General features: G+C 66.4%; 17 protein-coding genes. 3 read left to right on the top strand and 14 right to left on the bottom strand.

What is annotated here, in order from left to right:
- Positions 1 to 433: 433 nt before the first annotated feature.
- From AB1N67_RS13385 to AB1N67_RS13320, 14 genes are all read right to left on the bottom strand, one after another.
- A complete protein-coding gene (locus tag AB1N67_RS13385) occupies positions 434 to 835 on the bottom strand; it encodes a hypothetical protein (RefSeq protein ID WP_090346393.1) in 402 nt (133 codons plus the stop codon).
- 368 nt (positions 836 to 1,203) lie between these two features.
- Positions 1,204 to 1,509 (bottom strand): hypothetical protein, encoded by a 306-nt coding sequence (locus AB1N67_RS13380; protein WP_139205765.1) that lies wholly within the window; start codon positions 1,507 to 1,509, stop codon positions 1,204 to 1,206.
- A 164-nt stretch (positions 1,510 to 1,673) separates the two neighbouring features.
- Complete coding sequence (locus AB1N67_RS13375) at positions 1,674 to 2,285, bottom strand: cell wall hydrolase (RefSeq protein WP_090346396.1); 612 nt, start codon at positions 2,283 to 2,285, stop codon at positions 1,674 to 1,676.
- 49 nt (positions 2,286 to 2,334) lie between these two features.
- A complete protein-coding gene (locus tag AB1N67_RS13370; RefSeq protein WP_090346399.1) occupies positions 2,335 to 3,252 on the bottom strand; it encodes an AEC family transporter in 918 nt (305 codons plus the stop codon).
- Between the two features lie 132 nt (positions 3,253 to 3,384).
- A complete protein-coding gene (locus tag AB1N67_RS13365; protein ID WP_238556633.1) occupies positions 3,385 to 3,693 on the bottom strand; it encodes a DUF3077 domain-containing protein in 309 nt (102 codons plus the stop codon).
- 250 nt (positions 3,694 to 3,943) lie between these two features.
- On the bottom strand, positions 3,944 to 4,870 hold the full coding sequence (locus AB1N67_RS13360; protein ID WP_241502446.1) for a LysR family transcriptional regulator: 927 nt from the start codon (positions 4,868 to 4,870) through the stop codon (positions 3,944 to 3,946).
- Between the two features lie 66 nt (positions 4,871 to 4,936).
- Positions 4,937 to 5,812: a metal ABC transporter substrate-binding protein gene (locus tag AB1N67_RS13355; RefSeq protein ID WP_102081862.1), complete on the bottom strand. Its 876-nt coding sequence runs from the start codon at positions 5,810 to 5,812 to the stop codon at positions 4,937 to 4,939.
- Positions 5,809 to 6,708 carry a metal ABC transporter permease gene (locus tag AB1N67_RS13350; RefSeq protein WP_070571313.1) on the bottom strand — a complete coding sequence of 300 codons (900 nt, stop codon included), beginning with the start codon at positions 6,706 to 6,708 and terminating at the stop codon, positions 5,809 to 5,811. Before AB1N67_RS13350 ends, AB1N67_RS13355 begins: the two co-directional genes overlap by 4 nt.
- Positions 6,708 to 7,454 (bottom strand): metal ABC transporter ATP-binding protein, encoded by a 747-nt coding sequence (locus tag AB1N67_RS13345; RefSeq protein ID WP_102081863.1) that lies wholly within the window; start codon positions 7,452 to 7,454, stop codon positions 6,708 to 6,710. Before AB1N67_RS13345 ends, AB1N67_RS13350 begins: the two co-directional genes overlap by 1 nt.
- Positions 7,451 to 8,353, bottom strand: a complete 903-nt coding sequence (locus AB1N67_RS13340; protein WP_367863053.1) for a metal ABC transporter solute-binding protein, Zn/Mn family — start codon at positions 8,351 to 8,353, stop codon at positions 7,451 to 7,453. The genes AB1N67_RS13345 and AB1N67_RS13340 overlap by 4 nt, the downstream gene beginning before the upstream one ends.
- Before the next feature lie 16 nt (positions 8,354 to 8,369).
- Positions 8,370 to 8,939, bottom strand: coding sequence for a DUF6162 family protein (locus tag AB1N67_RS13335; RefSeq protein ID WP_043214085.1), 570 nt, complete (start codon positions 8,937 to 8,939; stop codon positions 8,370 to 8,372).
- Entirely contained in the window at positions 8,936 to 9,253 is a 318-nt protein-coding gene (locus AB1N67_RS13330; protein ID WP_367863052.1) for a hypothetical protein, read from the bottom strand. The genes AB1N67_RS13335 and AB1N67_RS13330 overlap by 4 nt, the downstream gene beginning before the upstream one ends.
- On the bottom strand, positions 9,250 to 9,783 hold the full coding sequence (locus tag AB1N67_RS13325; RefSeq protein WP_367863051.1) for a thiamine pyrophosphate-binding protein: 534 nt from the start codon (positions 9,781 to 9,783) through the stop codon (positions 9,250 to 9,252). The genes AB1N67_RS13330 and AB1N67_RS13325 overlap by 4 nt, the downstream gene beginning before the upstream one ends.
- Positions 9,780 to 10,952 carry a PepSY domain-containing protein gene (locus AB1N67_RS13320; RefSeq protein WP_274093265.1) on the bottom strand — a complete coding sequence of 391 codons (1,173 nt, stop codon included), beginning with the start codon at positions 10,950 to 10,952 and terminating at the stop codon, positions 9,780 to 9,782. Before AB1N67_RS13320 ends, AB1N67_RS13325 begins: the two co-directional genes overlap by 4 nt.
- A 254-nt stretch (positions 10,953 to 11,206) precedes the next feature.
- On the opposite strand from AB1N67_RS13320, the gene AB1N67_RS13315 reads away from it, so the two are divergent.
- The 3 genes from AB1N67_RS13315 (at position 11,207) to AB1N67_RS13305 (ending at position 24,596) form a co-directional block, all read left to right on the top strand.
- Positions 11,207 to 20,398 carry an amino acid adenylation domain-containing protein gene (locus AB1N67_RS13315; RefSeq protein WP_367863050.1) on the top strand — a complete coding sequence of 3,064 codons (9,192 nt, stop codon included), beginning with the start codon at positions 11,207 to 11,209 and terminating at the stop codon, positions 20,396 to 20,398.
- 67 nt (positions 20,399 to 20,465) lie between these two features.
- Entirely contained in the window at positions 20,466 to 21,515 is a 1,050-nt protein-coding gene (locus AB1N67_RS13310; RefSeq protein WP_102081866.1) for a TauD/TfdA family dioxygenase, read from the top strand.
- Positions 21,516 to 21,527: 12 nt separating this feature from the next.
- Positions 21,528 to 24,596: an amino acid adenylation domain-containing protein gene (locus AB1N67_RS13305; protein WP_367863049.1), complete on the top strand. Its 3,069-nt coding sequence runs from the start codon at positions 21,528 to 21,530 to the stop codon at positions 24,594 to 24,596.
- Positions 24,597 to 24,637: the final 41 nt, after the last annotated feature.

Raw genomic sequence — 24,637 nt, 5'->3', positions numbered from 1 at the left:
TCAAGCCACAGGCACGCCGGTAGGTTCGAAAGCCACACAGAACCTGGAGCCGGTTTGTCGAGGCGTCGAACCGCCGTTCCTACAACGCCCGTGTCGAATCGCAAGGTATCGCTGATCTTCCGCAGTGCTGGGGCGTGTTGCTCTCAAGGGCACCGCTGAACGTGCCAGTTCACATGAAAGAGAATCCACCACTTGGTCGTGCAGGATGCAGGTGACTACGCACGACTGGGTTATGTGTCGGGGTGGGGTTAGTTGCCATAGGCTATGCAAACAATCCAGGGCCATTCATGGACCTCAGGAAGGCAAAGCACAGCACCCACCGTCTCGGCGTGCCGGGAGGCAGCTGAGGCGGTGGGTGCTGATTTATTTATGTGGCAATCGGTTTGAAGGCCAATTGCGTTTCAAGTGTCATGCCATGTTTATTTCATGCGGGTCAAGGCATTTCTGGAACTGGGAAGGGCAGAGGGCCGATGAGAACATGCTTGGCGATTCGGTTGGGCGAGCCTTCCATGGTCTTGAGATACACCGTTTCATCAGGTGCAACTGGGCCGTTGCCGTTGTATATCTGTGCGGCGGTGAATGCAGCAGGAACTAGTGCTTCGGGTATTTTGAGAAGTAGGCTGCAGTCATCTATGACCGCACCTACGTACTCACCATCTCCGTAACCTAAGTCGGTAATAATTTTCCCAGTGACTGCTATGTGGGTTTCATCGCTGTTGGGTGCGTATGAGATTGAAATTTCCTTGACGAAAATATCTCCAAAGTCCATGAGTGGGTGATAGGGGATGACTTCTTCTTTCTTTATGTTGCTGGCGTTCAGTGTAGAGTTGTTCACGATAGGTTTCCAAATAGTGATAGGTCCAGTCTGCTGTGTAAGCAATCCGGAGTTGTCATTATTCTAACTATCGATAATTTGGGTAACTAGCAATATGGGCAGGTGTCGTGCGCCCGATAACTGAAAAAGCTATGTGATAAAGATGTGTGGCTGGAGTCAACGCTGAAGCGGAGGGGGCATAGCCTTCAATTCAAGGGCTGCCGGTGCAGCGGTGTAAGGTTCGCGCCATCCTGGTATTAAGCAAAGCACAGCGCCCACAAGTCCGATATGCCGTGATGACCTTCGAATCCGTGGGCGCTGACTTATTTATGTGGTAATAGGCTTGAGTTTAGGGGGCGTAGATGATCATCATTCAGGCGCTATTGCGGTTAAATAGGGCCTATGTAAATGCGCTTGCTGGTATAAGTATTGGCGTTGGAGTCAAATTGGGTGATTATGGTAACTTTATCGCTAGGCGCGATCGGGCCGCCATTCGCTATTTGGGCAGCACTGAATGCTGCCGGCGCGAGAGCTTCGGGTACCTTGATTTCTAGGAGTTGTCCTTCGTTGGTGTTCAGTCGTAGATAAGTGCTGTCGCTATTAGGTGTGTAGGATATGGATAGTTCGGTGGGTGTAAATGTATAATCAATTTTACTAACGTCGTTGCTGTCAACTTTAGGCGGGGTGTTGGTCATCTTCGGTTTCCAGAATGATTTATGGGGAGCCAATCTCGCCAGATAGTGAGGTTGGTGCGGCTATTGTTTTATATTCAAGAGAATGTGGTAACTGGTACATGCAATGGGGTTTCAGGGAAAGTACGAGAAGAGCCCTGGCGTTGCATGTAACGTGCCCGTCGCCTTTATCGCGCCAACGCCTGATTAGGCCTGTAAAACAAGAAATGCGTGGTCTCGGCCGTCTTGCGATAGGCCTTGGCCCACTGCGGCCGCACCGTGCGGTCATGGAAATACAGCGCGCCGCCCGTGGGGTCCTTCAACTGCTGGTTGAGGGCCTTGCGGGCGATTTCTTTGGCCACGGCATAGCGCTGCTCCTCCTCGACCTGATCAGGTCGCCCATCGCACCACCAGGAAAACTGGCAGGCCTTGGTTTCCACCCCTTGCTTGACCACCCCGCAAATCGTATCGGGGAAGCCTTCGTGGCCCAGACGGTTGAGCACCACACTGGCCACGGCGCTCATGTCCTGGGCGTTGGCGCCTTTCGATTCCCAATAGATGGTGCGCGCAAGGCAGGTGATGCTGTCATCCAACGGCGCCTGGCCGGCGGGGTCGACCGCTTTCACTTCGCCGGGCGTGAGGGTTTCTTTCTTCTTGGGCGGTGGCGCGTCATCGACCACTTTCTCTTCCAGCACTTGCGCCTTGTCCTCGGCCACGGCGGCCTTGGGGCTGTCGGCTGCGTGCAGCGGGCCTGCGAGCAGGGCCAGGGTCAGGCCGAACACCAGCGACGAGGTGCGCATGGTCGAGTTTTCCGCGAGGTGAGGTGAATCACAGTCTAGCCAAGCGGATTCAACTCAGCGCCAGGCTCAGCACCAGTGGCAGGGTGACGGCGGCAGCGACGGTCTGCAGGGCGATGATCGTGGCCATCAGCGGTGCGTTGCCGCCCATCTGTCTGGCCATCACATAGGACGACGACGCGGTCGGCAGGGCCTGGAACAGCACGGCCACCACCGCCGCCTGACCGCCCAGGCCCAACAGTCGGCACAGGCCCCAGGTGGTCAGTGGCATCACCAGGAACTTGAACGCCGAGGCCGCCACCAAGGGCCGCACCTGCCGGCCCAGGCGAGCGCCGCCCAGCGCTGCGCCCACGCACAATAACCCCAGGGGCAGGGCGGCCTGGCCCAGGGCCTTGACCGTGGGCTCGAGCCCAGGCGGCAGGCCCAGCCCGGTCACCCGCAACAGCAGGCCGCCGGCGCAGCCGACGATCAACGGGTTGGCGAAGATCGCCCGCAGCACCGTGATTGGCGAGCTGTGCCGGGCGCTGAAACGGGCGAACACCAGCACACACAGCAGGTTCACCAACGGCACGATGGCAGCGTTGGCCACCGCCGCCAGGGCGATGCCGGCACTGCCGTAAAGACCTGCGGCGAGGGTGGCACCGATGTAGTTGTTGAAGCGCACGCCTCCCTGGAACACCGAGGTGAAGTCAGCGCCGTCGTGGTTGACCGCGCCCTGGTAGAGCACCAGCAGCAGCGCGCCGAGCACGGTCGAAAGCATCAGCACGCCGACCATGCCCAACACTGGCACGCCGTCCAGGTTGGCCGTGGCCAGGCCATGCAGAAACAAAGCGGGCAGCAGCACGTAGTAGCTCAGACGCTCGGCACCGGGCCAGAACGTCTCGCCCAGAACCCCCCGCACCCGCAGCACGGTGCCCAAGGCGATCAGCAGGATGATGGGGAGCAGGGTAGTCAGGAGCAGAGGGAGCATGGCGGCAGTCCGTGTCGGGTTCCGGCACAGACTAGCCGCGCCAGTCAGCATAAAAAAACGTTGTTTTCTGCAGTGACCCTTGAGGAAAACTGCACGGTCAGACGGTCACGTCTCGCGCAGTCACAGCCATGGCTAGTCGATGGTCTTTGTCACCTGCTGTCTCTCCAGCCCATCCAGCAGCGCCTCCACCAATGCCTTGCCGGCCTCCAGTGCATGGTCATTGCCCAGCAGCAGGTCATGGCAGGTGCCGTCGGTTATTTGCAAGGCTTTGAGGTTGCTGGCGCAGGCGCCTTTGAGCAGGGAACTGAGATGGACCAGGGCGTCTTCGAGTTCGACGCCAGCGCAGACGCTGAACAGGGGAGGGTGGCTGTGTTCGCAGCTGCCGAATGCGGCGGGAGCCGTGGTGCTGCGGTGGGGTGGGTCCGGGATGGCTTTCGTCATTGTGTCGCTCCTTGATTCAATGGAGCCGCCACAATTCGCTACCAAACGAATGGTGACGGCTGTACGCAGGTTGGTAGACCGGGAATCAAGGAAACCGGCGCGCACGAGTGCGCCCTACGCACAGCCGCCATGACACGAAACAGCCAGGCACTAAAAAAGCGCCAGCTGAAACGCAGAGCGGGCGCTTGTGCGCCTTGATTGATCGCGGGCTACCAAACCCGGCTGCTGGATTGACAGCAGCGCGCACAGGTTACCGGCCCAGGGCAGGCGATTCAAGGCGCGATTCCGGCAGGGGGCCGCTGCGCGGCCCATCGCAGGCCTCCAACGCGGTCTTGAGCACGGCGCTCAGGTGCCGCCGCTGGCTCTTCTCATGCTCGAGCAACACCACCCGGCGGACTAGCTGCGGCTCGCCGAACGGCAGGCGGATGGCCGGGGGCAGGCGTTCGAGGTCGTCGTCGGCCATGGGGATGATCGCGACCCCAAGCCCCATGGCCGCCATGCGCGCGAGCGCCTCCTGGCTGTCCAGCTCCATCTGTTCGTGCACTTGCAAGTGCTGGCGGCGCAGCTCCTGTTCGATCTGCCGCCCGGCCCAGGCGCGCTTGTCAAAACGCAGGAACGGCTGGCTGGCGAGCAGCTCGGGCAGGCTTTGGCCAGCAAGCTCGGGGCTGGCGATGGCCCAGAAGCGGTCTTCGAACAGCGGGGTGTGGTTCAGGCTCTGAGGGTAGGGTGGCACTGGCTCGGTGGTGATCGCCGCATCCAGCTCGCCGTCCTCCACGCGCCGGGCCAGCTCCGCCGACATACCGGAGAACACACTGATGTGCAGCTGCGGATGATGGGCCTTGATCCACACCAGGGCCTTGGGCAAGCGCCGGGCCAGCACTGTGTGGATCGCCCCGAGGCGCAGGCGCCCCCGCAGGCTCGGGCCATTGGCCAGGGCATCGGCCAGCTCGTCATAGGCGGCCAGGATGCTTTCGGCGCGGGCCACTGCCAGTTGCCCGGCCTCGGTCAGTACCACCTGACGCCGGCTGCGGTCGAACAGCGGGACCTGCAGTTCGTCCTCGAGGGTCTTGATGTGCAGGCTCACCGCCGAGGGCGTCAGGCTGAGCAGATCGGCGGCGCGGGCGAAGGTACCGTGGCGGGCGATGGTCACCAGGGTGCGCAGGGCTTTGAGGGACACGCAGGCGGCTCCGGGCTGGAATGAGCGCACGTTACAAGTTCGCAGCCGCGCACGGCAAGGGCCGGCTCAGCCTTGGCGCAACGCGGCCACCACCTGCTCGACGCTGGCCTTGAGGCCACCGACGGTGTCGTCCGGGTCGCTGTCGAGCACCAGCAACCGGGCGCCCGCGGCCTTGATCGCCTCGGCCACCGGAGGGGCGGGCTGGCGGTGGTGCAGCACCAGGGCCACGTCCTGGGCCTTGAGGGTGTCGCCCAAGGCCTTGAGGTCGGCCTCGTGCCAGGTGTCCTGGACGGGCACCGGTTGCTCCACTACATCCAGGTTCAGACCGCTGGCCAGGTAACCCAGGCGGTCGGACAAACTCACCACGCTCAGGTTATCGACCTCGGCCAACTGTGTCTGGGCCTCGGCGGCCAGGCTCAGCAACTGACGCTTGAGGCTGGCGAGGTTGGCCTGGATCTTTGCTTTGTCCGCCGGCGACAGGCGCTCCAGGTCATTGGCCACCACGTCGGCCATGCGCCCGAGGTTGGTCGGGTTGAGCCAAGGGTAGGCGGTGAAGGCGTCTTCACCTGTGACCGCGATGCCCGGCAGCGCACCATCGACCGGCCGCGCCGCATCGATCTCGACGATACGGATGTTGCTGCGCCGGGCCATGGGGTAGAGCGGGTCGTCGCGCCAGATCGAGCGCACGCCGATCACTGCGTCCGCCTGTTGCGCCGCCTTGTGCAGGCTGGCGCCGCCCCGGCCGCTGAAGTACGACGGCTGGCGCGTGGCTGGCAAGTTGGCCGGTGCTGCGCGCTTGAGCTGCACCGAGGTGCCGTCGAGCAGAGCCTGCGCCAGGCTGTGGGTGACCGGTAACGTGGTGAGTACTTCGGTGCTGTAGGAGAGCGTGGGCACGCCGGCCAGGGCGAGGGCCAGCGTCAGGTGCTTGAGGGAGAGGGTCATGCCGGGTTTCCTTGCAGGCGGGGGACGAGGGCGCGGGCCAGGGCAGCGAGGGCGAAGCACGCGCCGGCCACCAGGATGATCGCCGCGCCCGAGGGCACAGGCAGGTCGAAGACGATCGGCAGCAAGATGCCGAGCAGGGTGCTCAGGGTGGCGATGATCACCGACAGGAAGAAAAACCCCTTGAGCGACTGGCTGACCAGCCGGGCCGCCGCCGCTGGAATCACCAGCAGGGCGCCCACCAGGATCGCCCCGATCACCTTCACCGAGGCCACGGTGACCAGCGTCACCAGCACCACGAACAGGTAGTCCAGGGTCTTGACCGCCACCCCGCGTACCGCCGCCAGTTGCGGGTTGAAGCTGGCCAGCATGATGCGGTTGTAGAGCGGCAGGGCCAGGGCCAGGACCAGGAGCGCGACGATGCCCAGCACCACCAGGTCCTGGGCGCTGACGGTGAGCACCGAGCCGAACAACACGTTCTCCAGAATGTGTACGTTGATCTTGCCGGCCAGCATCAGCAGCAAGCTCGCGCCCAGCGCCAGGGACACCGAGAGGAACACGCCGATCAACGTGTCCGGCGAGAGCCCGGTGCGGTTGCGCAAGAAATTGAGCAGCAGGCCAAACAGCAGGCAGTAGCCGAACAGGCTGCCATAGGGCCCGGTGTAGGGCTCGCCCAGCAGGATGCCGATGGCCACGCCGGTGAGCGCCGCATGGCCGACCGCCTCGGAAAAGAAGGCAAAGCGCTTGACCACCACCAGGGTGCCCAGCCCGCCCAGCACCGGGCCGATCATCAGGCCTGCGAGCAGGGCGTTGATCACGAACCCGTAGGCCAGGGCCTCGGGCAGGTAGCCAGCGGTGGCCCAGGCCTGGACCAACTGGCGGAAGGCGTCATAGCTCATCAGGCAAGGCTCCCGCTGCGAGGGTGAACGCTGAACAGGCCAAGCAGGCGCTGCGGTGTGAGGGCCTGGGCGGGTGGGGCGTCGAACAGCACCTGGCGGTTCAGACCGGTGACCCGGTCGGCCAGGCGCAACACGGCTTCAAGGTCGTGCTCGATCCACAGCACCGTGGTACCCGCCTGGCGCCAGGCCGTGAGCAGTTGCTCGAACACCTGGATACCGGCTTCGTCCAGGGCCGACATGGGTTCGTCGAGTACCAGCAGCTGAGGTTCGGGAATCAGCCCTTGGGCCAGCAGCACGCGCTGGCGTTCGCCCCCGGAGAGGGCGCCCATGCGCCGTTTGCGTTTCTCGAGCATGCCGACCCGCGCCAGGGCCGCGTCGATGGCTGGCCGCACGCGACCGGCCAGGCCCAGGAAGGCCGGGCGACGCTGGCACAGGGCGGCCATGAAATCGTCCACGGTCATCGGCAGGCCCCGGTCGAACTCCAGAGCCTGGGGCACGTAGCCGATCACTTCGCGCTCGGTCGGCCAGTGCAGGGTCAACTGGCCCTGGTGCGGCATCTGCCCAAGCAAGGTCTTGATCAACGAACTCTTGCCGCCGCCATTGGGGCCGACGATGGCATGCACGCTGCCGGCGGCGACGCTGAAGGCCACGTTTTCGAGAATGCGCGTACGCCCCAGGGTCAGGTCGATGCCGGCGAACTCGATGCGCGGCCCGCAGGCGGCGCCGAGGTGGGCGGCTGCGGTCATGTGCGGGTCTCCTGGATGGCGCGTACCACGGTGTCCAGGTTGCGCTTCATCTCCACCTCGTACTTGTCCTGGGTGTACTCGCCGTAGGAGATGTGGGTCAGCGGGTAAATGCGCACGCCCGCTTCGCGCTGGATGGTGTCGACATAGGCTGACGGGAAGTCCATCTCCGAGAAGATCACCTGCACATCCAAGGCCTTGAGCTGGTCGATGGTCTTCTTGAGCTGCGCCGGGCTCGGCTCGATGCCATGGGCCGGCTCGACCACGGCGGTGACTTCCAGACCGAAGTCGCGCACCAGGTAGTCGTAGGCGGCGTGGATGGTGGCTACGCGCAAGGTGGCGTCCGGTGCCTGGGTGACCTGGGCCAGGGCCTCGGCGCGCAGCGTGCGCAGGCGCTTGGCGTAGGCGTGGGCGTTCTGGGTGTAGGCCTTGGCGTTGTCCGGGTCGAGCTTGCCCAGCTCGCGGGCGATGTTGTTGACCTGGGCGATGGTCGCGCTGATCGACAGGAAAGTGTGCGGGTTGACCACCTTGCCCGCGCCCCGGGCGGCGATCCCGGTGGCGGCCAGCAGCGGCACGTTGGCGTTGGACTCGATGGTCTTGATGTCGGGTTTTTCGCTGGCGGCGATCATGCGGTCGGCAAAGTCATCGTGGCCCACACCGTTGAGCACGATCACATCCAGGGTGCCGATGCGCTTGATGTCTTCGGCCCGCGGCTCGTAGGCATGGGGATTGAAGCCTGCCGGAATCAGCGGTACCACCTCGGCCTTGTCGCCAACGATATTGGACACATAGCTGTAGTAGGGGTGCAGGGTGATGCCGATGCGCAGGGGCTTGCCGTTGTCGGCCTGGGCCAGGGCCGGCAAGGCGCAGGCCAACAGCAGGGTGAGGACGAAGCGGAGCATGGGGGTATCCTTCGGTTCAGTGGCGGTGTTGGCGGGTGACCCCGGCGTCGTAGTGGCTGACCACCTGCTGCCAGCCGGCGGCGATCAGCGCGGTCTGGCCCAGGTCGTCCGGGGCCAGGGCGCTGCGGTCACGGCGCAGCCAGACATCCGGCTGTTCGCCGTCGCCAGAAGGCAGGATCAGCAGCAGGCTGCCCGCCACCTGGGCGTCCTGGCTGCGGCCCAGGTAGGCGCCGCTGGGCAGTCGCTGCCAGTGGTGACCTCCGCGGCGCTGGCTGCTGGCGTCGGGCACGAAGGGCGGCAGGCCTTCCTCGGCCAAGGCCTCCACGTCCGGGACCTGGCCGCTTTCCTCGCGCAGCAGCGCGATCTCCTCGACCGCTACCCACAGGTCGGTGTACAGGCCTTGCTCGGCGGCGGTGAGGTCGCGGCGGGCATCGATCTGGTGGGCCGCGATGGCCACTTCGTCTTCGCGCTCACCGCGCAGCACCACCACCGTGGTGGCGAGGGTGATGATCAGCAGGGCGGCGAGCAGCACGTACAAGGTCTCGTGCCCGGCACCGGCCGGGCGTACCACCTGGGCCCGGCTCATGGCGCGCCTATGTCGGCATGGTCGACTTCCACCACATGGCCGGGGCCTGCGTCGAACAGCACATAGAACTCACCCTCGGGGCGCTTGAAGGTCAGGGTGGAGTCTTCGCCGAGCTTGCTGGCCAGCAGCACCTGTTCGTCATAGCCGATCACGTCCAGGGTCACTCCCGGTGCGCCGCTGCCGTCGGAGAACCCGCCTTTGCAGGTGACCTGGTCGGCCGATTCGGTGCATTCGCACATGGGGTTATGGGCCTGCGCAGGCAGCGCGACGCCCAGCAGCAGGGGCAGGGCGAGGGCGCCCATCCAGTGTTTCATTGCTTGCCTCCTTGTTTCTGAAGCCACGCCACGGTGGCCGGCGATGCCTTGGCCAGGGGAATCGAGGCCTGGTGCATCTGCCCGTCCCAGCCTTCGAAAGTGAGCCACAGCTCGGCGTCGGGCCGGGTCTTTTGCGGAATGTTGACCTCGCCGGTCATGCGATAAGGCGTGCCGACGAACAGCGCGCCGGCTGCCCGCAGGCTGCGCGGTTTGCCCACGCGCAGGTACACCGCCTTGATGTCGCTGCACTGCTCGCACAGGGCGATCTTGAAGTGCTTGAAGTAGCCCGCCGGGCCGTCGGAGCGCGGCGCCTCGTCGAAGCGCTCGGCCAGGCGCACGCTCCACGGGCCGGCATTCAGTTCGCCCAATTCACGTTCGCCCAGGCCGATTTCGCCACGGTCCATCGAGGCTTCATGCAAGTACTTGGGCATCAGCCCGAGGGGAATCAGCACCAGCAGGATGTTCAGGTGAAATCGCCACTTCAGCCAGAAACGTTTGACTGGCGACTGGGGTGGGGTGTGCTTGCTCATAGGCTGGCCTCCGACGCGGTCGCCGCGCGTGCCCGGGGCTGGCGCTTGAGCGCAGCGGCGGTGGCCTGGGCGGTGCGCTTGGTCCAGATCAACAGGCCGCTGAGCACCATCAAGGTCAGCATCAGGCCAAAGAAGGCCCAGATCAGCTTGACCCAGATACCGCCGAAATCACCGGTGTGAAGCGGGCGCATGGACTCGGTGACGAACTCCAGGGTCGAGCGATCCGAAACCATGAACGAAGCCTCGACCTTGCTGTTGTAGGGGTTGACGTTGACTGTTTCGAACATCAGCGGATACCAGCCGCGCCCGCCCATGTAGTAATGGCTGTAGGCATTGCCCGGCAGGGTGATGAAGGTCACCTCGAAGCCTGGGAAGCGCTCGGTGGCGGCGCGCTCGGCCTCGTCCAGGCTGATCGGCGTGGGCGCCTGGCCGTCGGCGGTGCGCGGCACGTCTTCGCGGGCGATGGCCGGCACGATCGGCTCGCTGGAAATCGTCACGTGGTTATCGGCCAGCGTGGCCTGGATCAGAAACCAGGTGCCGGTGATGGAGATGGTGGCGATGAACCAGATCGACCAGACCCCGCTCAGGCGGTGCAGATCGCCCCAGAAGATCCGCGAACCGTGGCCCAGGCGCGGCAGCTTGAAAAAGCCTTTCCAGAAGCGCTTGTACACCACCAGCCCGGTGACCAGCGAGGCGAGCAGCGGCAGCCCCAGCAAGGACACCAGGTACCAGCCCCAGCTGTAGCCGTTGGTGAACGGCACCAGCCACCAGCCGTGCAGTGCGCGGGTGAAGGCTTCGAAATCGAAGGTCGGGCTCTTGCCCTGGATCGCTCCGGTGTAGGGGTTCACGTACAGGATCGGTGACGTGCCGTCGGGGTAGGTGACGCTGGCGGTGAGGGCGAAGTGCGCCTCGCCCGGCTTGCTGATGTAGTTCACCGCGATGGCCGGGTCGGCGCGGTGGATCGCGTCGAGCACCTGCTGGTAGCTCAGCGGCTGGGCGTCATCGTGGGGCTTGCTGGCGCGCACGTCTGGGTTGGCCAGCCAGACGATTTCTTGGCTGAGCACGGCCAGGGTGCCGGTCACGCAGACGATCAACACGAAGAACCAGATGGGCAACGCCAGCCAGCTGTGCACCAGGAACCAGGTTTTGGAGCGGGACTTTTTCGACATGAGTACCGGTCTTGTTGGGCAAATGAGCCACGACATCGCGCAACGGCCCAGGCGGGCTTTTCGCGACTGAATCGTATTCGTTTCTATATGTGACGAATGAGCGGCAAAAACCTGCGGGGCAAAATGCAAAAAAATATTTCAAAGCCTCTGGGCCGCGGCGTTGCGCCGAGCCTAAATCCGCCGAATTGAGTTTCGTTCCTAACTGCATGCGAGTGCCCCGGCACTACGAATGAACTTTTAGGAAGACGCCCAGCATGAAACCTGAAGACGCCGAGAAGCTTGCCCGTCGCTTTATCGCCCTGCCGTTGGACAAGCGGCGCCTGTTTCTTCAGGCCTTGGCGCGAGAAGGGGTGGAGTTCTCGCTGTTGCCCATTCCTGCGCAGGTCGAGGGCATCGCCTGCGCGCAGCCGTCCTACGCCCAGCAGCGCATGGGGCTGTTGTGGTTGCTCGATCCAGAAGGCGCAGCCTACAACCTACCCGGAGCGGTGCGCCTACAGGGCGTGCTGGACCTGGACGCACTGAGCGCGGCCTTCGAGGCGCTGGTGGCGCGGCATGAGCCGCTGCGCACGCTGTTCCGCCTGGAGGAGGGCATCTGGTATCCCCGCGTGCAGGCGCCTGGGCCACTGGCGCTGGAGCGCCACGATCTTTCAGGTTGCGCCGAGCGCGAGCAGCGCTTGCAAGACATCGCCCAGCAGCAGGCGGGCCTGCCGTTCGACCTGCAGGAAGGGCCGTTGCTACGGGTATGCCTGGTACGCCTGGCCGAGGACGAGCACGTGCTGTTGCTCACCTTGCACCACATCGTCGCCGATGGCTGGTCGATGAACGTGCTGATCGACGAATTCAGCCGCCTGTACGCCCAATGCGTGGCGGGCCAGGTACCCCAGTTGCCGCCGCTGCCGATCCAATACGCCGACTACGCCCTGTGGCAGCGAAGCTGGCTGGAGGCGGGCGAGTTGCAGCGCCAGCTCGACTATTGGACGGCCCAGCTGGGCGATGAACAGCCGGTGTTGGAATTGCCGACCGATTTTCCCCGGCCAGCCGCACCGAGTTATCGCGGCGTGCGCCTGGAGTTCGCCATCGACCCTGCGTTGGCCACGGGCCTGCGCACACTGGCCCAGCAGCAAGGCGTGACCTTGTTCATGGTGCTGCTGGCCTCGTTCCAGGCCCTGTTGCACCGCTACACCGGCCAGCAGGACATCCGTGTCGGCGTGCCGGTCGCTGGGCGCGGCAAGGCCGAGACCGAAGGGTTGATCGGCTTGTTCGTCAACACCCAGGTGCTGCGCGCCCAGCCGCGTGGGGATCAGCCGTTCAACGCGCTGCTGGCTGAAGTCCGTACGGCAGTGTTGGGTGCCCAGGCGCACCAGGAGCTGCCGTTCGAGCGTCTGGTCAATGCCCTTGAGCCTTCGCGCGATGCCGCCCATTCGCCGCTGTTCCAGGTGCTCTACAACCACCAGCCCGTGGTCGCCGACCTCGAGCAGTTGTACATCGCCGACGGGCTCAAGGCCTCGCGCCTTGAGTTGGGTGGGCGCACCACCCAGTTCGACCTGGCCCTGGACACGCTGGAAAAGTCTGGCGCCCTGCACGCAGCCTTGACCTACGCCTGCGACCTGTTCGAGCAGGCCAGCATCGAGCGCTTGCGCGAGCACTGGCTGAACCTGCTGCAGGGCATCGTCCAGGCGCCGGATGCACGCCTGGGCGACCTGCCGCTGCTGGGGCATGCCGAACGCGAGCGTCTGCTACGCGGCTGGAACGCCACCGCCGAGCACTACGAAAACGGCCCCTGCGTGCAGCGCCTGATCGAGGCGCAGGCCCTGCGCACGCCGGATGCCCCGGCCTTGGTGTTCGGCAGTACGCAGTTGAGCTATGCCGAACTGAACGCCCGAGCCAACCGCCTGGCCCATCGCCTGATCGAGGCAGGCGTCGGCCCTGAGGTGCTGGTGGGCATTGCCCTTGAGCGTTCGCTGGAGATGGTGGTCGGCCTGCTGGCAATCCTCAAGGCCGGCGGTGCCTACGTGCCGCTGGACCCGGACTACCCCGCCGAACGCCTGGCCTACATGCTCGAAGACAGCGGTGTGAACCTGCTGTTGACCCAGACCGCGCTGCGGACACGCCTGCCGCTGAACGCCGACCTACGCATCTTGTGCCTGGACAGTGCCGCCGCCGACTGCGCCGGGTATCCGCACAGCGATCCCGCCTGCCAGGTCAGTGGCCACAACCTGGCCTATGTGATCTACACCTCCGGTTCCACCGGCCGCCCCAAAGGTGCTGGCAATAGCCATCAGGCGTTGTTCAACCGCCTGGCCTGGATGCAGCAGGCCTATGGGCTGCAGGCGTGCGACAGCGTGTTGCAGAAAACGCCGTTCAGCTTCGATGTGTCGGTGTGGGAGTTCTTCTGGCCGCTAATGGTCGGTGCGCGCCTGGTGGTGGCCCAGCCCGGTGCCCATCGCGACCCGGCACAACTGATCCAGATCATCACCGAGCAGGGCATCAGCACCTTGCACTTCGTGCCCTCGATGCTCCAGGCCTTCATCCATGAGCCGGGCGTCCAGGCCTGCACCAGCCTGCGACGCATTGTCTGCAGCGGCGAGGCCCTGCCGGCCGAAGCCCAGGCCCAGGTGTTCGCCCGTTTGCCTGGGGCGGGCCTGTACAACCTCTACGGCCCGACCGAAGCCGCCATCGACGTGACCCACTGGGCCTGCATCGAGGATGGCCGCCACAGCGTGCCGATCGGCCGGCCCATCGCCAACCTGCGCACCCACATCCTCGATGCCGAACTCAACCCGGTGCCGGTTGGCGCCGCCGGTGAGCTGTACCTGGGCGGCGTGGGCCTTGCGCGTGGTTACCACCGCCGCCCGGCGCTGACCGCCGAGCGCTTCATGGCCGACCCATTCGGCTCCGGTGAGCGCCTGTACCGCACCGGCGATCTGGCGCGTTACCGCGAAGATGGCGTGATCGACTACTTGGGGCGCCTGGATCATCAGGTGAAGATCCGTGGCCTGCGCATCGAACTGGGCGAGATCGAGGCCGGCCTGATGGCTCACCCGGCGGTCAAGGAAGCGGTGGTGCTGGCCCAGGACAACAAGCTGTTGGTCGCCTACCTGGTGCCGTCGGCGCCGGTGGCCTACAGCGGCGCGCTGCAGGCGCAGCTGCGAGCCCATCTACAACTGAGCCTGCCGGTGTTCATGGTGCCGGAGTGCTTCATGCTCCTGGAGCGTCTGCCGGTCACTGCCAACGGCAAGCTCGACCGCAAGGCCCTGCCACGCGCCGGAGCGGTACGCCAGCAGCACGAGGCGCCGCACAGCGAACGCCAGCGCGCCTTGGCGCAGATCTGGCAGCCGTTGCTGGGCGTCGAGGCGGTCGGGCTGGACGATAACTTCTTCGCCCTGGGCGGCGATTCGATCATCGCCATCCAGGTGGTCAGCCGCGCCCGCCAGGCCGGCCTGCGCCTGAGCCCCGCCGATGTGTTCAAGCACCAGACCCTGCGCGAGCTGGCCGAAGCCGTGGAGCAGGCGCCGCTGGTGCAGGTCGAGCAAGGGCCGCTGCAGGGCGAGGTGGCGTTGACGCCCATCCAGCATTGGTTCTTCGAACAGACGATTCCGACGCGCGAGCATTGGAACCAAGGCCTGCTGCTGACCCCTCGCGAGCCGCTGCAGCCCGAGCGTCTGGAGGCGGCCCTGGAGCGCCTGGTCCAGCAACACGACGCCTTGCGCCTGCGCTATCGCCACACATTGACCGGCTGGCAGCAAACCCACGCCGAGGCGGCGCCTGTGCAGCTGTGGCATCGTCAGGCTGCGTCGGCCCAGGCCTTGCGCGCCCTGTGCGACCAGGCCCAGGCCAGCCTGGACCTCGCCGACGGCCCACTGCTGCGTGCGCTCTTGGTGCAGATGGCCGATGGCAGCCAGCGGCTCTTGCTAGTCGCCCATCACCTGGTGGTGGACGGGGTGTCCTGGCGCGTGCTGCTGGAGGACCTGCAGCAGGCCTACCGTCAGCAGGCCTTGCCGGTCAAGACCAGCGGCTACCAGCACTGGGCTGCACGTTTGGGCGATTACCTGCCACGAGCTCGTCAGCAATTGCCGTTCTGGCTGGCGCAGCGCGCCAGCGCGCCACTGCCGCACGACAACCCGAATGGGCGCAGGGTCAACGCCAGCGCGGCCGTGCTGACCTGGCGCCTGAGCGCCGAACGCACCCGCCAATTGCTGCAGCGCGCAGGCCAGGCCTACCGCACCCAGGTCAACGACCTGCTGTTGACCGCCCTGGCCCAGGCCGTGGCTGACTGGAGCGCTCAGGCGGACTGCCTGGTACTGCTCGAAGGCCACGGTCGCGAGGCGCTGTTCGACGACATCGATCTGAGCCGCACCGTGGGCTGGTTCACCAGCCTGTTCCCCGTGCGCCTGAAGGCTGCGCCGACGCCGGGCGAGGCGATCAAGGCGGTCAAGGAACAGTTGCGCGCGGTGCCGGACAAGGGCGTCGGCTATGGTGTGCTGCGCTACCTGGATGCCGAGGCCGGCGCACAGCTGGCCGCCCAGGCGCAGGCGGGCATCCTGTTCAACTACCTGGGCCAGTTCGACCAGCAATTCGGAGACGACGCCTTGTTCGCCCCGGCCATCGAAGGCAGCGGCCAGGCCCAGGATCCTATGGCGCCGTTGGCCAGCGCTTTGAGCCTGGAAGGGCAGGTGTACCAGGGCCAGCTGGTGCTGGAGTGGCGCTACTGCCGCGAAAGCTTCGACACATCCACACTCGAGCGTCTGGCCGAGGGCTTGGGCCAGGCCCTCGAGGCGTTGCTTGACCATTGCCTGGCCCCCGGCACCCTCGGCGTGACACCTTCGGACTTCCCTTTGGCGCGGCTGAACCAGGCACAACTCGATGGCCTGGCCTTGGACTGGGCTCACGTCGAGGATGTGCTGCCGCTTTCGCCCTTGCAGCAGGGCATGCTGTTCCACAGCCTCTACGCGCCCGAGACCGGCGCCTACATCAACCAGTTGCAGGTGTGCATCGACGGCCTGGACGTGGCGCGCTTCGCCGCCAGCTGGCAGGCCGTGCTCGCACGCCACGACGTGCTGCGCAGCCAGTATCACTGGGAGGCCCTGGCGCAGCCGGTGCAGTCGATCGCCCGCGAGGTAGCACTGCCACTGCAGGTGCTGCCGGGTGAAGGCGCGGATATCCAGCGTATTGCCGATCAGGAGCGCACCCGCGCCTTCGCCCTGGACCGCGCACCCTTGCTGCGCCTGGTGCTGGTGCACCTGGGCGGCGAGCGCTACCAGTTGATCTACACCAGCCACCACATCCTCATGGATGGTTGGAGCAACGCTCAGCTGCTGGGCGAGGTGTTGCAACGCTATGCAGGCGGCCAACCGCCGGTGAGTGCGGGCAAGTACGCCGATTACCTGGCCTGGCTGCAACGGCGCGACCCGGCCTTGGACGAGGTCTTCTGGCGCGGCCAGCTCCAGGGGCTCGAAGCACCGACCCTGCTGGGCGAAGCGCTGCCCCGCGAGGCGGGCGAGGAGGGTTTCGGCGAGTTGGTCCACGGCTTGGACGAAGCCTTCAGCCAACGCCTGGCGGCGTTCGCCCGGGCCCAACAGGTGACCGTCAGCGTGGTGTTCCAGGCGGCCTGGGCGTTGCTGCTGCAGCGCTACTGCAACCAGCCATCGGTGGCCTTCGGCGCCACCGTGGCCGGGCGCCCGGCGCAGTTGCCGGGCATCGAGCAGCAGGTCGGGTTGTTCATCAACACCTTGCCGGTGATCTGCGCGCCGCGTGCGACCCAGCGCGTGGCTGCCTGGCTGGGCGAGGTGCAGGCGCTTAACCTGCAACTGCGCGAGCACGAGCACACTTCGCTGGTGGACATCCAGCGCTGGGCCGGCCAGCAGGGGGCCTTGTTCGACAGCCTGCTGGTGTTCGAGAACTTCCCGGTGGCCGAGGCGCTGCGCCAAGGGGCACCGGGCGGCTTGCGGCTCTCGCAGGTCAGCAACGTCGAGCAGACCAGCTATCCGCTGACCCTGGGCATCGAGCAGCACCAGGGCCTGGTACTGACCTTCAGCCACGACCGCACCCGGATCGGCAGTGCACAGGTGGCGCAGCTGCGCGATGCCCTGGTGCACCTGCTTGCGCAGTTCGTGGCCGCGCCTGAACAGCCGCTGGCGAGCCTGGGCCTGCTCGATGCCGCGCATCACGCCGAGCGCCTGGCTCAGGGCGGGCAGCCGCGGCTGACGCTGGACAGCCCGCTGTTGGCGCACCAGCGCTTCGAATGCCAGGCAGCGCTCACGCCACAGGCGCTGGCCCTGATCGCCGGCGAGCAGCGCTGGACCTACGACAAACTCAATGCCCAGGCCAACCGCCTGGCCCATCGCCTGCGCGCATGCGGCGTAGGCCCTGGCCAGCGCGTGGGGCTGTCGGTGCGACGCGGGCCGATGATGATCGCCAGCCTCTTGGCGGTGCTCAAGGCGGGCGCCGCCTATGTGCCGCTGGACCCCGACTACCCGGCCGAACGCCTGACCTACATGATCGAGGACAGCGCCCTGAGCCTGTTGCTCATGCAGCCTGGTTTGCTCCAGGCGCCGGCCGGGCTGCCTTGCCTGCTGCTGGAGGCGGGCGAGGGCTGGCTGGAGGGCTACAGCCCGGAAAACCCGGTCAACCTGGCCAGTGCCCAGGACCTGGCCTACCTGATCTACACCTCCGGTTCCACCGGCCAGCCCAAGGGGGTGTCGATTGCCCATGCGGCACTGCGCGAATTCTGCGTGATCGCCGCCGACTATTCGCAACTGGTCCCCGAGGATCGAGTGCTGCAGTTCGCCACCTTCAGCTTCGACGGCTTCGTCGAGCAGTGCTACCCGCCGCTGTGCGTGGGCGCCTGCTTGGTGCTGCGCGGCGATGAGCTGTGGGACACCACGACCCTGTACGAGCAGATCATCGCCCAGGGCATCACCCTGGCCGACCTGCCGGCGGCGTACTGGTTCCTGCTGGCCCAGGAGTGGGCCGCCAGCGCACCGCGTGAGGCCGGGCGCCTGCGCCAGGTGCATGTGGGGGGCGAGGCGATGTCCGCCGAGGGGCTCAAGCTGTGGCACGCGGCTGGGCTGGGGCATGTGCGGCTGGTCAACACCTACGGCCCCACCGAGGCCACGGTGGTGTCGAGCACGCACCTTTGCACCTTGGCCGACAGCGCGGGCGCCATTCCGATCGGCCGCGCGTTGCCGGGGCGGGCGCTGCACATCCTGGACGGCCACGGCCACCTGGCCCCGGTGGGCCTGGCCGGCGAGCTGTGCATCGCCGCAGGCGCGGGCCTTGCCCGTGACTACCATGGCCGTGCGGCGCTGACCGCCGAGCGCTTCGTGCCAGACCCGTTCGCCGGCACCCCGGGCCAGCGCTTGTACCGCAGCGGCGACCTGGCGCGGGTGCGCGCCGATGGCGTGGTCGAGTACATCGGCCGGGCCGACCATCAGGTGAAGATCCGTGGTTTCCGGGTCGAACTGGGTGAGCTGGAAGCGCACCTGCAAGCGTTGCCCATGATCCGCGAAGCAGCGGTGCTGGTGCACGAGGGCGCCACCGGCAAGCAATTGATCGGCTACGCCGTGCCCACCGCGCCTGCGCATACCAGCGCCGAACTGACCCGCGCCGTGCGCCAGGCGCTCAAGGCCCGCTTGCCGGACTACCTGTTGCCGGCCCAGGTGGTGGCGCTGGCAGCGCTGCCGCTCAACCGCAACGGCAAACTCGACCGCACGGCCTTGCCCGCGCCCGAGGCCCTGGCGCTTGAGGGTGGCGAGCCGCTGCGCGAAGGCCTGGAGCAGCAGCTCGGGCAGATCTGGCAGCAGGTGCTGGGCCTCGATGGCCTGGGCCGCGAGGACAACTTCTTCGACCTGGGCGGCCACTCCCTGCTGGCCACCCAGATCGTCTCCCAGGTGCGCCGGCAAGTGGGGCGTGCAGTGAGCCTGCGGGCGCTGTTCGAGCATCCGCGGCTGTGCGATTTTGCCGAGCAGGTGAGCGCCAGTGCCGATCAGGCCGTACTCGCCCGCCCGGCCATGGCGCGAGACTCAGGGCCGGGCGAGCAGCCACTGTCGTTCGCCCAGCAGCGCCTGTGGTTCCTCTGGAGCCTGGAGCCGCACAGCTCGATGTACAACATGCCCGGCGCCCTGCGCCTGCGCGGCCCACTGGATCCGGACGCCCTGCGCCGTACCTTCGAAGCCTTGCTGGCGCGTCATGAAGTGCTGCGCAGCACCTACCACGAGGCGCGCGGAAGTACCTGGCAACAGGTGCGTGACGACCTGCCGCTAGCGCTGCGTTACCGCGACTTGCGTGGCCTGGCCGATGCCGAGGCCAGTGCCCAGGCACTGGCCCGCGAGGAAGTCGCGCAGCCGTTCGATCTGGCCAACGGCCCACTGCTGCGTGTGCAGGTGCTGCAACTGGCCGACCAGGACCATGTGCTGCTCATGACCTTGCACCACATCGTCGCCGACGACGGCTCGTTCCGTGTGCTGATCGACGAGTTCGTGAGCCTCTACAGCGCATTCGCGGCAGGCGAGCAGCCGACCCTGCCAGGGCTGAACCTGCAATACGCCGACTTCGCCCGCTGGCAGCGCCAGTGGCTGGAGCAGGGCGGCGAACTGCAACGCCAACTCGCCTGGTGGCAGGCCCATCTGGGCGAGCATCACCCGGTGCTGGAGCTGCCGCCGGACCCGACTGCCGAACCCGGCGAAGCCGGGCAGGGCGCGACCTGCCACTTCACCTTCGACCGCGCCCAGAGCGCGGCCTTGCGCCGGTTCGCACGGCAACGCCAGCAGTCGCTGTTCAGCGTGCTGCTGGCCGCGTTCAACGTGGTGTTGCAACAGCGCACCGGGCAGGCCCGCCTGCGCATCGGCACCGACATCGCCAACCGCAACCATGCCGAGCTCGAGCGCATGGTTGGCTTCTTCGTCAACCAGCTGGTGTTGCAGGTGGAGCTTGTGCCGGCGATGACTGCCGATCAGCTGCTGACCCTGTGCAGCCGAACGTTGATCGAGGCATCCGAGCACCAAGACCTGCCGTTCGAGCGCCTGGTCGAGGCCCTGCGCCTGCCCCGGCGCAACGGCCGCTCGCCGCTGTTCTCGATCAAGCTGATCCACCAGGAAGGCGTGGGGCGCCTGCCGTCGATGGGGGCGCTGCAGGTCAGTGACTTCCCGTCCGGGCGCCAGGCCGCCGAGCTGGACCTGGTGGCGGCGTTCTACAACGACGACGAGCACCTGCACCTGAGCTTCGAGTATCCGGCCGGGCGTTTCGCTCCGGCCACGCTGGAGGCGATGTTCGAGCAGGTCCGGGCGGTGCTCGCGGCGCTGGTCGGGGGCGCAGCCACCCTGGGCGAGCTGTCGGCCCGGGCCGAGCAGGTCTGGCGTGACCACCAGCAGCGCCAGAGCAGCGAACGCGCCGCCCGCCTCAAAGGGCTGCACCCGATCCGCCGGCGTCGCTCCAGCGCCGTCGAATGACCTGATTGTTCAACGACTTTTGCGGCGGCTCGCGACGAGCCGCCATGGTCCAGTTCCAGGAGGCGTCATGTCTGTCACTTCATTGTCCTCTCGCCCCATGCGCGGTGTGCGCAAGCGCATTTCCAGCGACACGTCCAGCCTGGTCAGCTTCCGCCCGTTGTTCGAGGCGGGCTTTCCGCTGCTGTGTACGCCCACCGTGCCAGGGGTCGATCTGGTCGCCTGGGCGGCGCAGAACCGCGCGCTGATCCAGCAGCAGTTGCACCAGGGGGCGGCGATCCTGTTCCGCGGCTTCGATGTGGCAGGTATCGATCAATTCAACCAGTGTATCGACGCGATTTCCGGCGGCGCCCTGCAGTACCTGTTCCGCGCCTCGCCACGCACCCAGATCACGGGCCAGTTCAACATCTACAGCTCCACTGACTACCCGGCCGGTGAGCGGATCTTCCCGCACAACGAGCACTCCTATTCGCCGGTGTTCCCGCTGCATTTGTACTTCTACTGCGACACCCCCTCCCAGACCGGTGGCCAGACGCCGCTGGGCGATACCCGGCTGATCCTCGACCGCGTCGATCCGCAGGTGCGCGAAGCCTTCGCCCGCAAGGGCATTCTCTATGTGCGCAACTATGGCGACGGCATGGGCCTGCCGTGGCAGACCGTGTTCCAGAGCGAGGTGCGCAGCGAAGTGGAAGCCTACTGCGCGCAAATCGGTGTAGAGGCCGAGTGGAAACCAGGCAACCGCCTGCGCACCCGTCAGCGTGGCCCGGCCATCGTCCGCCACCCGCAGACCGGCGAGCGCATCTGGTTCAACCACGGCACCTTCTTCAATGCCCTGACCCTGCCTGACAGCATCCGCGACAACCTGCTGCGCGAGTTCGGCCCGCTGGACTTGCCGCAGAACACGTTCTTTGGCGATGGCACGCCGATCGGCGATGACGTGGTGCGCCACCTGCAACAGATCTACCGCGACGTGATGGTCGAATTCGACTGGCAGAAGGGCGACGTGGTGCTGCTGGACAACATCCTCACCGTGCATGCGCGCAACGCCTTCACGGGCCGTCGAAAAATTCTCACCGCCATGGCGATCGCGCAGAAAAGCGCCGATCTGGCCCACGATTAAGGAGCTCCACACATGACCCTCTCCCTCCAGCCAGGCCATGACGACGTAGGCGGTGAACTGTTCCAGGCCTCTGCCCAGCAGGCGCTGGCTTTGGCCAACCAGGGCGAGCACCCAGGGCACGCCTGGGTGGTGCTCAGCGTCGCACGCCTGCCCGATGCCAGCGCGCTGTCCGCGCACCTGGCGACCCTGGGTGCGCGCCACGAAATACTGCGCACCCTATACCGCCGCCTGCCGGGCATGACCTGGCCGCTGCAGGCCGTGCAGGCGCAAGTGCCTGGCGCCGTACATGCCGAGGCCGACCGCGACCTGGACCAGGCGCTGGCCTGGGCCAGGGCCCAGGTGAGTGCAGCCGGTGCCTGCAGCGTGGCGGTGAGCGCCTTGGCCGGTGCCCAGCCACGCCTGTTGCTGCTGGGCAGCGCGGCCAGCCTCGACCGCGCCAGCCTGCTGATGGTGGCGGGCGAGTTGGCCGCCTTGTGCGAGGGCCGCGTGCTCGCCGACAACGACGAGGCGTTGCAGTACGTCGACTTCGCCGCCTGGCAGCAGGAACTGCGCGAAGATGAGCTGGGCCGCCAGGGCGCGGCGTTCTGGCAGGCGCTGGTGCGCAGCCATCAGGTCAACCACCGCCTGGCCTTCGAAACCCCAGGCCACGCCAACGCTCGCCACCAGGCCAGCCGTGCCGATCGGACGCTCGAGGCGCTGCTGTCGAGCGACGGCGGCGAGGCGCGGGTGCTGGCGCTGTGGGGCGCTTTCCTGGCCCGTATCAGCCAGCAAGAGCGTCTGCTGATCGGCCTGCACGTGGAGGGCCGTAACGAGGATCTGGCCGATGCCTGTGGCGTGTTCGCCCGGGCCCTGCCGGTGGCCTTCGACCAACGCCAGGGCGCCAGCCTCGATGGGTTGACCGACGAGATGACGACCCACCTCGAACAGTCGCGCTCCTGGCTGGACTGCCTGAACGAGTTCGACCTGGGGCTGTGCCGCTACGGCTTCGTCCATCGCCCGAGCGCCGCTGAACAAAGCGTTTTGGCGCTGGACGCCGAAGGGCCGGCCGAGCGCCTGCGCCTGGTGCTAGGCGAAGGCCTGGTGCGCCTGGATGCCGATGCCGCTGCCTTCAGCGTCGAGGCCTTGCAGATGCTGCTGGGGCAGTTCCTGCACTTTGCCGGTCAGGCTCTGGTCGCGCCAGCGCAGGACCTTGCCGAGGCCGGCTTGCTCGATGAGGCTGGGCGCCGGCTGGTGCTGCAGGGCTTCAACCCCCAGGCCGCCTCCCTGCGCCAGGCGCGGCAGTTGCAAGCGTTGTTCGCCGAGCAGGCCGAGCGTCAGCCCCAGGCCATCGCCTTGAGCGTGGGCGGCGAGCGGCTGACCTATGGCGAGCTGGAGCGCCTGTCGAACCAGGTGGCCAACACCTTGCGCGCCCAGGGCACAGGCCCGGACCAGGTGGTGGCGGTGTATGGCCAGCGCAGCCGCGAGCTGGTGGTGGCACTGCTGGGCATCCTCAAGGCCGGAGGCGCCTACCTGCCGCTGGACCCGAACTACCCGGCCGAGCGCCTGGCCTTCATGCTCGCCGATGCCGGTGCCGAGCAGGTGCTGGCCTGCCTGCCACTGCCTGCGGCCTGGCAGCAGGACCCGCGTTTGACGGTCACTTCCCTGGCCGCCGATGCGCCCGTGTGGTCGGCCAGCGAGCAGGCCCCGGCGCCACTGGGCGATGCCGACAATCTGGCCTACGTGATCTACACCTCCGGTTCCACCGGCAAGCCCAAGGGGGTCATGGTCAGCCACGCCAACGCCGTGGCCTCGACCTTGGCCCGTGGGCATTTCTACCGCGAAGCGCTGAGCAATTTCCTGATGCTGTCGTCGTTCTCCTTCGACAGCTCCGTGGCCGGTGTCTTCTGGGCGTTGAGCCAGGGCGCGACACTGACCCTGCCGGACGAGCACAGCTACAAGGATCCGCAACAGCTGGCCGCGCTGATCGCCCGGGAGGGCGTGACCCATTACCTGACGTTGCCCTCGTTCCACGGGCAGATCCTCGAATACCTCGATGCACCGAGCCTGCGCTGCGTGATCGTCGCCGGCGAGGCCTGCACCCAAGAGCTTGCGCGGCGCCACGGCGAGCGTCTGGCAGGGGTTTCGCTGGTCAACGAGTACGGACCGAGCGAAGCCACCGTGTGGTCCACCGCCACCTATTTGGACCCGGCCGACGGCCATGGCATCGCCATCGGCAAGCCGGTCCAAGGCCTGCGGGTGCATGTGCTGGACGCGCAGTTCGAACCGGTCGCGCCGGGTGTCGAGGGCGAGCTGCACGTGGCCGGCGATGGCCTGTGCCGTGGCTACCTGGCGCGGCCGTCCCTGACCGCCGAGCGCTTCTTGCCGGACCCGTTCGCCCAGGAACCGGGGCAGCGCCTGTACCGCACAGGCGATGTAGCGCGCTACCGGGTCGACGGTACCCTGGACTGCCTTGGGCGCCTGGATCATCAGGTCAAGCTGCGCGGTTTTCGCATCGAGCTGGGCGAAATCGAAAACGCCCTGCGCGCCGGGCGCGGCGTGGACGATGCCCTGGTGATCGCCCATGACACCGCGGCGGGTAAACAATTGCTGGCCTTCGTCGTTTCTACTCAGGAAGGTCACGAGCAACTGGGCCTGGACCTGCACAGCCACCTCTCCCAGGTGCTGCCCGAGCACATGCTGCCGGCGCGCATCCGGGTGCTGGAACGCTTCCCGCAGACCCCCAATGGCAAGCTCGACCGCAATGCCTTGCTGGCCCTGGACAGCCGACGCAGCCAGTACATCGCACCGCGCACGGACCTTGAGCGCACCCTGGCCGGTATCTGGGCCGAGGCCCTGCAGGTGGACAAGGTCGGTGTGCAGGACAGCTTCTTCGAGCTCGGCGGCCACTCGCTGCTGGCCACCGCGATCCGTACCCGGATCCAGGAAGCCTTGGGCCTGACGATCCCGCTGCGGGTGTTCTTCGAGGGCGAGACCCTCGAACGCCTGGCGCAGGAGATCGATGCATTGCGCGAGCAAGCCGGTAATCAGCAAAACACAGTGGACTCCCTGGAGGCGCTGTTCGACGAGGTTGAAGCTCTATGAATGCGGTACCGGACAGAATGCTGGCGCTGGCGCAACGGTTT

Origin of the sequence: Pseudomonas guariconensis, assembly GCF_040822035.1 — a bacterium.
In the GTDB taxonomy this organism is placed as follows: domain Bacteria; phylum Pseudomonadota; class Gammaproteobacteria; order Pseudomonadales; family Pseudomonadaceae; genus Aquipseudomonas; species Aquipseudomonas guariconensis.
This window is presented reverse-complemented; position numbering and strand designations above follow the sequence as displayed.